This is a genomic window from Actinomycetota bacterium, from assembly GCA_040754375.1.
GTDB lineage: Bacteria > Actinomycetota > Acidimicrobiia > Acidimicrobiales > AC-14 > JBFMCT01.
In genome coordinates this window covers 30463-39891 of record JBFMCT010000031.1, presented here as the reverse complement: position 1 = coordinate 39891, position 9429 = coordinate 30463, and the positions used below count along the sequence as shown (strand labels likewise).

Below are 9429 nucleotides of genomic sequence, written 5' to 3'. Positions count from 1 at the left end.
GGGCGGGATAGCGGCTGGGGGGCGCGTCCGTTGGGGCCCGCCGGTGCCGCGGGGTCGGCGGCCTCCGACGGCGCCCGGCGTGCCGCCCTGGTCTTGGTGGGCTCGGGGTTGGGGTCCAGGCGCATCGGTCAGTGGGCGGACGAGCGCCCGTCGGTCGGGGCCAAAGGCTAACAGCGGGCCCCCGCCCTACTAGGGCAGGGCCCCCAGCTCAGGCCGTCGCCCCGCCTGTCGGCCCGTCCGCCGGCCCCTCCGCCTCCTGGCGGGCCTCGGCCACGGCGGCCCACAGGTCGGTGGCGCTGGGAGGCCCGATGAACGAGGCCTGCACGACCCCGTGGGTGTCGGCCAGCAGCATCGTGGGGACGGAGTCGATGTGGTAGCGGTCGTGCAGGTCTTTGCGGGCGGACACCTCGACCTCCTGCACGACGATCTCGGCGCTGGCCAGTACGGCCGCCTTGTCCCGGGCCCCGGCACACGAGTCGCAGGTGGCCGACGTGAACACGGCCAGGAGCCACGGGGAGTCGGGCCGGTCGAAGTCGGCCCGGTCGATCTGCAGCGGCGCCTTGAACGTCGCCTGGGTGGGCGGTGCCGGCCGGCGGCGCCTGGCCAGGGCCCCGGCGACGGCCGCCAGGGCGGCCACTGGGACGACCACCAACACCGGTTCCATGCCTGCATGTTGCCAGCCGCGATGATCCGAAGGCGCAGATAGGTGTGGAGCACAGTTATTGACGGAGGCCCCTCGGCAGTGGACTATCCGGTAGTAGCGCAGTGACCCGGGCGGCGGGACAACGGAGGAAGGGCCGGCGCCGGGTGCGCCGGGAGTGGAGCGGCGGGACGCTCCGCTCCGCTTGTCGGCGCCGTGCGCAGGCCCTTCCTCCGGTTATTTCTCCGGAGCGCCGGTCAGTCGCGCAGCGGTACCGCGGGGGACATGGCGGTACCCAGTGAGCCGATCGCGTAGAGGTCACGCTCGACAACCACCGGCTGGGTGGCCGTGACGAGCACCGGCACCGGCCCGGGGCGCACCGTCCCGGTCAGCTTGATGGCCCGCCGGGCACGTGCCCCCACCTCGATGGCGGCCAGGCCCGGGGGCACGGAGGCCGAGCCGTCGAGGAGCGCGACGGTGACCCTGGTGGCCGAAGCGCCCGGGTTGTGCACGACGAGCCAGGCCTCGGTGGTGTCATCGCTCTGGGCCGCGGCCACCACCCACCGGGTCGCCGGGGCCCGGGCCCCGATGATGATCGACACGCCGGACCGAGCCGCCGGGGCGACGGCGTCGATGGTTCGTTCCACCACGACCGGTACGCCGTTGGTGGACCGGACGGTGACGGCATGGGCCACGTTCTTGGGGATGCGGGCCTCGTCGTTGGCCGCCAGCGTGACCCGGGACTCGGGGGGCACGGTGAGCACGATGGGCTCGGCTTGGCCCTGTTCGAGGGCGAGGTTGACGGCCACCTCGGCTTCCTCGCTGCCCGGGTTGAAGATCTGGAAGCGCTCGGTCAGCCCGTCGGTGAGGAAGCCCTCGGGGAAGTACCAGACGTCCCCGGGGGCGGCTGCTCCCAGCCCGACCGACATCCCTCGCCGTCCTTCGGAGCCGTCGAAGGTCTGGAGGCGGGCGGCCACCAGGCGCCCGGCCCGGGCCGAGATGCGAGCGGCCACGGCCAGCCGCCGCTGCACGTGGTCCCCCACCGTGACAGCCGTCATGGCCCGGCCTTTCACCGAGAGCCCTGTCAGGGCCTGGGGCGTGACCTCGCCCTCCTCGGTATTGAACACGAGGTCGACGACGGCGTCCTCGGGGAAGGGATTGAACAAGGTGATGACCTCGCGGGCGTCGCGCGTGGTGACCCCCTCGGCGAAGTACCACGTCGTCGAGGCACTGGACGCGCACGGGGTCACCGACCGTCCCAAGGGGCCGGTGGCCGCCAGCTCGACCACGGCCTCGCCGCCGTCCAGCTCGACCAGGGCGGACGCGTAGGGCGCCGTCAGGACGTCTCGGAGGCGGACGGACTGGTGGCCGCTGGCCGGTACCGACAGGCCCACCTGGCGGGGCTCGCCCTCCTCGGGCATGACCGTGACCGTCCCCGTGAGCGGCTGGCGGCCGGCGTTGGCCACCACGACCGTCCCGTCGGCCTCGCCTCCCTCCTCAGCGGTGGCCCCGGCGCAGAACCAGGCCGACGAGCGGGCCCCGCTGCGAGCGCCCATGGGCGTCTGCACCCGTTCGGTGACGGTCGGGGCGGGCCGGTCGACGGTGGCGTCCACGGCCCACGCGCCCACCAGGACCAGGGCGATCACCCCGATGGCCGGTCCCCGCTTGGTCATCGGTAACCACCCTCTTCGTCGGCCGCCCGCCGGCGGAGGCCGATCAGCGCCCGGAAGGCCAGCGCCCACAGCACGACCTGGAGGGCGAGCAGGCCGTAGCGGACGACCGGCGTCCGGTAGCGCAGCGTGGCTTCTCCCGGGCTGCCTGGGCGGAAGACGTTGGCCACCCCGTAGGCGTCCTGGCGGCCGGCGTCGACCCCACCGACGGACAGGGCCCAGCGAGCGGACGGGGACTCGGCCACGAGGACGGCCCGGTCCGTCGGCAGCGGGCCGCTGAAGCGGGCCGGTCCCTCACCGGTCAGCACCGGCTGGCTGCCGGTGAGGTCGGCTCCCGGGCCCAACTCGGTCGGCACCGGCCCGGTCAGCCGTTCGGGGAGCTGGGTGCGCAGGGCTCCCCAGGACGTGTTCTCGTAGACCGCCACGGCCGGGTCCGAGGGGAGAAGGCGCAGGTCGACCTGGCTGACCAGTGCCCGCCGGAGCGTGTCGCGCACGGCGTAGGTCCCGACGGTCGCCCGGCCCGTCTCGAGCTCGACGGGCACCACGATGTAGCGCACGGCCATGGGGGCCAGCAGGCGGCCCAGGCGGGCGGTGTCACCCGCCTCGGCCAGGCGCACCGAGGCCGCGATCTCGCGGGTCGCGCCTGAGGGCGCCCCGGGCAGCAGGTCGGTGGCGTCGGGTGCCCCACTGCGGGACGTGGCGTAGGCCAGGCCGCCGCCCAGGTCCCAGCCGTCGAGCGGCAGGGCCTCGGGCGCCCCCAGCCACAGGACCCGGAAGCCCCCCTCCCCGGGCGCGGGGGCCATCCACTCCAGCGACCGGGCCACGTCCTCGCGCGTCAGGTGCCAGCGCCCGTTGCGCGCCCCACCCACGACCGGTAGCACCCCCACGACCACGGCCACCCCGGCGACCAGCGAAGCCACCTGCCGCCACCCGAACCGGTAGCCGGGCAGGTCGAGCTCGAAGGCGGCCGCCCCGAGGGCGGCGGCCAAGGCCAGAGCTAGGGCCGCGGGCGCCAGCAGGACGTCGGGGGACTCCAGGCGTACCGGAGACCAGCCCCGGCCACCGGCCCAGGCGAACAGGACGCAGGCCAGGGCGGTAGTCCAGCAACGAACGGCCCAGGCCAGGCGCCACCCCTTGCCGATGAACAGGGGCAGGGCGGCGGCCACCAGGAAGGCCCACCCCAGGGGGGCAGCGCCCAGCGGGCCCACCTGGAAGCGCAGGAGCTGGCCCAGCCCGGGCGCGCCCGCGGGGTCGGGGCCGACCCCCACGACCGTTCCCCAGCCACCGGGGAGGAGCAGGTCGAACGACCACGGCACGTGGAGCCCGAGGGCCAGCACCACGGCCACCACCGTGCCGGCCAGGGCCCGGGACGCGCCCGCCGTGCCGCCCGCCAGCAACGAGCCGGCCAGGATGCCGAGGGTCGCGACCACCAGGGCCAGTGCCACCGAAGGCACGAGTGCCCCGACGACCGCCAGCAGGATGGCCAGCTTGACGACTTCGGCCCACTGGCGGCTGGCCGGCCGTCCCTCGACGCCGTCGTCCCCTCGCCCGAACGGGGCCAGCCCCGACAGCCGGGCCACGATCAACAGCAGCCATGGCAGGGAGGCCCACGCCAGCAGGCCGCCTAGGCGTCCTCGAGCCAGTGCCCCGTAGCTCAGGGGCACGGCCAGGTAAGCGACGACGGCCACCAGCTGGGCCAGCGTGGGCCCGAGCGGGCGGGTGAGCCGCCAGGTGCCAACGCCGGCGGCCGGCCACGCCCCGAGCACCAGGACGGTCTGGAGCAGCGCGACCTTGCCGGCCAGGAAAACTCCGGCCAGGCCCAGTAGCCCGAAGGCGGTCGGGGCGGGCGACGAGGCCCCCAGCCCGGTCGTGCGCCAGCCGCTGAGCCAGTGCGAGAACAGCTCTCCGACCCTCGGGAGGGGCGCCAGCTGGCCGACACCGGTGATCCTCCCGGTGATCAGGTCGCGGCTGCCGATCAACACCACCACGGCGAGGACGGCGGCCACGATGGCGGCTGCCTGGGCCGGTCCCCGGCCTACCGAACCGGCCAGCCTGTGCCCGGCGGCCACCAGGGCCTCGGCCTTGTCGTCGGCGTGCAGCCGAGACCGCAGGTAGGACGAGAGGCGGACGCTGCCCCTGACCTGGAGGCGCCGGACGTCGGCGTCGGGGACGGCCCGCGAGCGTTGGGTGGCCTTGCGCAGGGGCCGCAGCTCGCCGGAGCGCCGCAGGTTCCAGAACCAGGCCGAGGGGAGCTGGCGGGCCTCGGCCCAGCGGCGGCCGGCCAGGGCCAGCACGATCTCCACGAGGGTCACCACGATGGCCTGGGGAAGGACCCGCAGCAGGTGCAGCCGCGAGTAGCTCTTCAGCATCGACCGCAGGTGGTGGCGGCGCCCCAGCCGCTGTTCGTCGGCCTGGGCCTGCGGGCTGGCCTCCGCAGGCGTCCCCCGCCGGTGGCGGACCCGGGCGGCGGGCGCCACCAGCACCCGGCCGCCGGCCACCTGGGCACGCCAGCAGAAGTCGACGTCGGCCCCGTGGTCGCCCATGGTCGCGTCGAACCCGCCGAGCGCCGAGAAGAGGTCGCTGCGCACCAGCATGCACGTGTTGCTGACGGCGAAGACGTCCCGTACGGCGTCGTGCTGTTCCTGGTCGAGCTCGCCGGCGTCCACCACCGGGGCGGTGGCGCCCGTCTTGTCCACCTTGAACCCGACGTCGAGCAGCCGCTCGGGGCGGTCCCAGTCCACGACCTTGGGGGCGACCACGGCGGCGTTGGACCGGAAGGCCTCTTCGACCATGCGCCGGATGGCGTCGGGGTCAGGGGCCACGTCGTCGTGGCAGAAGGCCAGGAAGGCGGCGCCCTGCACCGTCTCGAGAGCGTCGTTGGCCAGCGCCGCGAACGTGCCCCCGCCGCCCACCCGGCGCACGTAGGCGTCGGGCAGGGCCGAGGCCACGCGGGGCGTGGGGTCGGTGGTCTGTGAGCCGTCGACCACCAGGACGGACAGGTTTGGGTAGTCCTGGCTCCCGAAGCTCGTGAGCACGTCCTCGAACCACGGGCCTGGTTCGCTGGCCACGATCACCGCCACGACAGGAGGGGCGGAGGGCGGGCGGTCCATGCCGGTCGTGGAGGCTACCGCGCCCTCCGTCCGGCCGAGGGGCACCGTTGGGTCCCCCCCGTCGCTCGGGCCCGGGCCGGGCCGTACACTCAGTGGCAATGAGCGACGATCTGCTCACCCAGGTACGAGACGCCGGGTACACCGCCGTGGGCTTCGGTGTGCTGGCTTTCCAGCGAGCGCAAGTGGTACGCCGAGAGGTCGTGAAAGACCTCGGCCGCCGGGTCGGGGGCAAGGCGGGCGTGGCCCAGGCCGTGCGCCGTGTCGAGAAGGCCGTCGACCCCGTGCTCGACGGTGTCGAGCAGAAGCTGCCGGGCCAGGTCCGGATGGTCTTTCACACCGCCAGGGTGGCCGGCCGGACGCTGGGCGACGCCGTCCTGCGCTGAACCCGAGCCGGGAGTCAGCTGGCGGCCGGGCGGGCGGCCGCCCCATCGGCGACCGTGCGGTACACCTCGAGGTGGGCCGCGGCCGACGCCTCCCATGTGTAGGCGGCCGCCACCGAGATGCCTCGGCGCCGGCGCCGGTCGACTTCCGGCCCGCCCCGCACCGTCGTCTCCAGGGCATCGGCCAGCTCGCCCACGTCGCACGGGGTGACGAGGATGGCGGCGTCGTCGACCACCTCGGCCATGGCCGAGCCCCGGGTCGTGATCAGCGGCCCGCCGCTGGCCAGGGACTCCAGCACGGGCAGCCCGAACCCCTCCTCGATCGACGGGTAGGCGACCGCGGCCGCGCCCCTCAGCAGGGAGACCTTCTCGTCCTCGGTGATGTAACCGACCCTCTTGACCCGGCTGCGGTGGCGGCTGTTCCCGATGGCCGCTTCGATGGCTTCCATGCCCCAGCCGGGGGCGCCGGCCAGCACGAGCCGGAGGTCGGGCATCGTGGCGGCCACCAGGTCGAAGGCCCGGACCAGGTTGGGGACGTCCTTGCGGGGCTCGAGGGTGCCGACGAAGGTCACGTAGGGCTGGCGGATGCCCAGCCGGGCGCGGGCCGACTCGTCGTGCTGGGCACCGATTCGGTCGGTGGGGTCCAGCGGCTTGAACCGAGCGTGGTCGACCCCGTGGGGGATGAGGAACGGCTCCCGTTCGGGGGCCAGGATCTCGCGGATGCGCCCGGCGGCCGAACCGCTCCCGGTGATCAGGGCGTCGGCCTTGGCCGCAGCCGCCCGGATAGCCCGCCGGAAGAACATGACCTTGGCCCGTTCGTGCCATTCGGGGTGGTCGAAGAAGGTCATGTCGTGCACGGTCACGACCTTGGGGGCCCCCGACCTCATGGGCATCGTGTAGTGCGGCCCGTGGTGCACGTCGACCTCGAGCTGGTCGAGGATTCGTGGCAGCTCGACCTGCTCCCAGGCCAGGCGGACGGGCCGGGCCGGGGGGGCTCGGTCGATGACGGTGGGCACCCCTGCGGCCAGCCATCGGTCGGCATCCCCTCGCCGGCACAGCACGAACAGCTCGACGTCACGGGCCTGGCTCAGCCGGGTGGCCAGCTCGAGAACGTAGCGCCCCGCCCCCGTCGGGTGGTCGGGCACGGCCGTGGCGTCGAGGCTCACCCTCAGGTCAGTCACCGGCCGATGACCTCCGTCGGCCGGCCGGCGGACCGGCGGGCCCGGTGGGACCGGTGCTGGCGAGGTCGGCCCAGAGCTGGCGGTGGTGATCGGCGGCCGCTGACCAGGTGAGGCGGGCGGCCCTTTCCCGGCCGGCGGCCACCAGGTCGGCCCGCAGCGCCTCGTCGGTGGCGACCCGGGTGAGCCCGTCGGCGATCGAGCCCACATCGTGGGGGTCGACCTCGTAGGCCGCCCCGCCGGTGCTGGGCTGGGGGCTGGCGACCACGGGCGTCCCCAGGGCCATGGGCTCCACGGCCGGGAGGCCGAACCCCTCCACCAGGGGCACCGACACCACCAGCCGGGCGCGAACGTAGAGCCCGGCCAGTACGGCCGGCTCCTCGACGTGGCCCGCCATCACCACGCCCGGCCGGGGAGAAAGGTCACCCCCCCATCCTGCCGGTCCCACGACTACTAGTTGGGCGGGATGGGGGAGCCGGGCCCGAGCCTGCCCGTAGGCGGCCACGAGGCGCTCCAGGTTCTTCCGGGGCTCGATCGTGGAAACGGTCAGCAGGTAGTCCTCCTCGATCCCGAGCGCGGCCCGGAGCGCGTCGGCCCCAGCGTGGTCGGGGGGCGGCAGGTGGTCGCAGCCCTCCTCCACCACTTCTACCTTGGAGGCGGGAGCACCTGCCAATACGAGGTCGTCGGCCGTCAGGCGGGAGGGTGTCAGGAGCAGGGAGGCCCGCGCAAGGGCCCTGCCCAGGGCGGCCTCGTGCCAGCGCCGGCCCCGCTCGGGGAACGTCTCGGGGGCCCGCCGCCAGGCCAGGTCGTGGACCATGACGGTCATGGGGGCCCGTCCCGCCGGGGGGACGGCCAGCGAGGTGGCATGCACGACGTCGAACCCGGGTGGCGGGCCGGCCCAGCCCCGGTCCCAGGCGGCCACCAGCGCCCGCGAGGGAAGGGCGGACGTCACCCGGGTGGTACCCAGGGTGGCTACTCGGTCGGGGGGCGGCGCGCCCGGGGACCGTCCCCGGGGCGGGCGGCTGGCCCACAGGGTCACCTCCGTTCCCGCGGCGACGAGGGCACCGGTGAGCGAGCTCACGTAGGTGCCGATGCCCCCCGGGACCCGCCGGCGGAGCTGCTCGGCCACGACCAGGGGCCGCGGGCCGGTCACCCCCGGGCCCCGCCGACTTGCCCGGCGGCCGCCTTCCGGTAGAGGTCGGCCATGCCCTCGGCCGTGCGGTCCCACGAGTAGCGGGCCACCTGGGCGTGGCCGGCAGCCACCAGGCGGGCACGCAGCCCGTGGTCGGCCAGGGCGGCCGACAGGGCCTCGGCCAGCGCCTCCACGTCGCCCACGGGAACGAGCAGGGCGGCGTCGCCCAGAACCTCGGGCAGCGAGCCGGCGTCGGTGGCCACCACCGGAGTGCCCGCGGCCATGGCCTCCAGGGGCGGGAGCCCGAAACCCTCGTAGCGGGACGGGAAAGCGAGCACGGTGGCCCCCCGGAGCAGGGCGGCCCGGTGCCCGCCGCTGACATAGCCCAGGCGGGACACCCGCTCGGGGTGGGCCATCTCGGCCACGGCCCGGTCTAGGCCGTCGGACCCCCATGCCTCCAGCCCGGCGATGACGAGCCGGACGTCGGGGTGCGAGCCCGCCACCCGGTCGAAGGCCCGGACCAGCGAAAGGTGGTCCTTGCGGGGCTCGACGGTGCTCAGCGACAGCACGTAGTGGTCCGAACCGGCCAGCCGCCGGCCCTCCTCGGGGTCGGCGTCGGGCACGGGCGGTACGGCCTCGGGCACGACCACCACCCGCGAGGGGTCGGCCCCCAGCAGTTCGACCACCTCGTCGGCCACGAACTGCGAGACCGTGTGTACCCACGCGCCCCGGGCCAGCGACAGGCGCAGGAGCCGGGGGTAGAACAGCGGGTCCCCGGAGCACAGCTCGGGGAACCGTTCAGGGGTCAGGTCGTGGATCGTGGTTACGGCCGCCGCCCCCCGGGTGGGCGGCACCACGAAGTTGGTGCCGTGGACGACGTCGACCGCGCCCGTCCACCACTCCGCGGGCGGGCCGGCCCACCGCAGCCAGGCCGCCCTCAGCGGCTGGGGCGGCATCGACCGGCGGATGTGGCGGACACCGGGGGGCAGGGCGGCCGCCAGCGAGCGGTAGGCCCGCCAGCTCAGGGCATAACCGGCGGCCTCGATGTCGTCCCTGCGGGCCAGCGCCTCCAGCAGCCCGTGGGCGAAGGCCCCCACCCCCGTCCGCGGGCCCACCAGTGGGGTGGCGTCGACCGCCACAGTCAGCTTGCTCACCACCGCCTCCGCGCCCGACAGCCCGTCGGCGGGACGGGTGACGCCGCCCGCCTGCTGCCCGCCCGCCTGCTGCCCGCTTACCGCTTCGGTCACCGGCGCCCTTTGCGCCGGCCTGGGATGGCCCGCCATCGGCCTTCCTCGCCGCGGGCCTGGGCCGGGGCCGTT

The 9429-nt window shown here is 75.1% G+C and carries 7 protein-coding genes; 1 reads left to right on the top strand and 6 read right to left on the bottom strand.

The window, feature by feature from the left end; translation table 11 throughout:
* Positions 1-208: 208 nt before the first annotated feature.
* From AB1673_12890 to AB1673_12880, 3 genes are all read right to left on the bottom strand, one after another.
* Positions 209-664 carry a hypothetical protein gene (locus tag AB1673_12890; protein MEW6154867.1) on the bottom strand — a complete coding sequence of 152 codons (456 nt, stop codon included), beginning with the start codon at positions 662-664 and terminating at the stop codon, positions 209-211.
* A gap of 233 nt (positions 665-897) precedes the next feature.
* Entirely contained in the window at positions 898-2313 is a 1416-nt protein-coding gene (locus tag AB1673_12885; protein MEW6154866.1) for a DUF5719 family protein, read from the bottom strand.
* Positions 2310-5420, bottom strand: a complete 3111-nt coding sequence (locus AB1673_12880; protein MEW6154865.1) for a glycosyltransferase family 2 protein — start codon at positions 5418-5420, stop codon at positions 2310-2312. The genes AB1673_12885 and AB1673_12880 overlap by 4 nt, the downstream gene beginning before the upstream one ends.
* Positions 5421-5518: 98 nt before the next feature.
* On the opposite strand from AB1673_12880, the gene AB1673_12875 reads away from it, so the two are divergent.
* Entirely contained in the window at positions 5519-5803 is a 285-nt protein-coding gene (locus AB1673_12875) for a hypothetical protein (GenBank protein MEW6154864.1), read from the top strand.
* 14 nt (positions 5804-5817) lie between these two features.
* Here AB1673_12875 and AB1673_12870 read toward each other — a convergent pair whose 3' ends face one another.
* Genes AB1673_12870 through AB1673_12860 form a run of 3 tightly spaced genes read right to left on the bottom strand, consistent with a single transcriptional unit; the run spans position 5818 to position 9357 of the window.
* A complete protein-coding gene (locus AB1673_12870) occupies positions 5818-6981 on the bottom strand; it encodes a glycosyltransferase family 1 protein (protein MEW6154863.1) in 1164 nt (387 codons plus the stop codon).
* Complete coding sequence (locus tag AB1673_12865; GenBank protein ID MEW6154862.1) at positions 6974-8131, bottom strand: glycosyltransferase family 1 protein; 1158 nt, start codon at positions 8129-8131, stop codon at positions 6974-6976. Before AB1673_12865 ends, AB1673_12870 begins: the two co-directional genes overlap by 8 nt.
* Positions 8128-9357, bottom strand: coding sequence for a glycosyltransferase family 1 protein (locus AB1673_12860; protein MEW6154861.1), 1230 nt, complete (start codon positions 9355-9357; stop codon positions 8128-8130). The genes AB1673_12865 and AB1673_12860 overlap by 4 nt, the downstream gene beginning before the upstream one ends.
* Between the last annotated feature and the right edge of the window lie 72 nt (positions 9358-9429).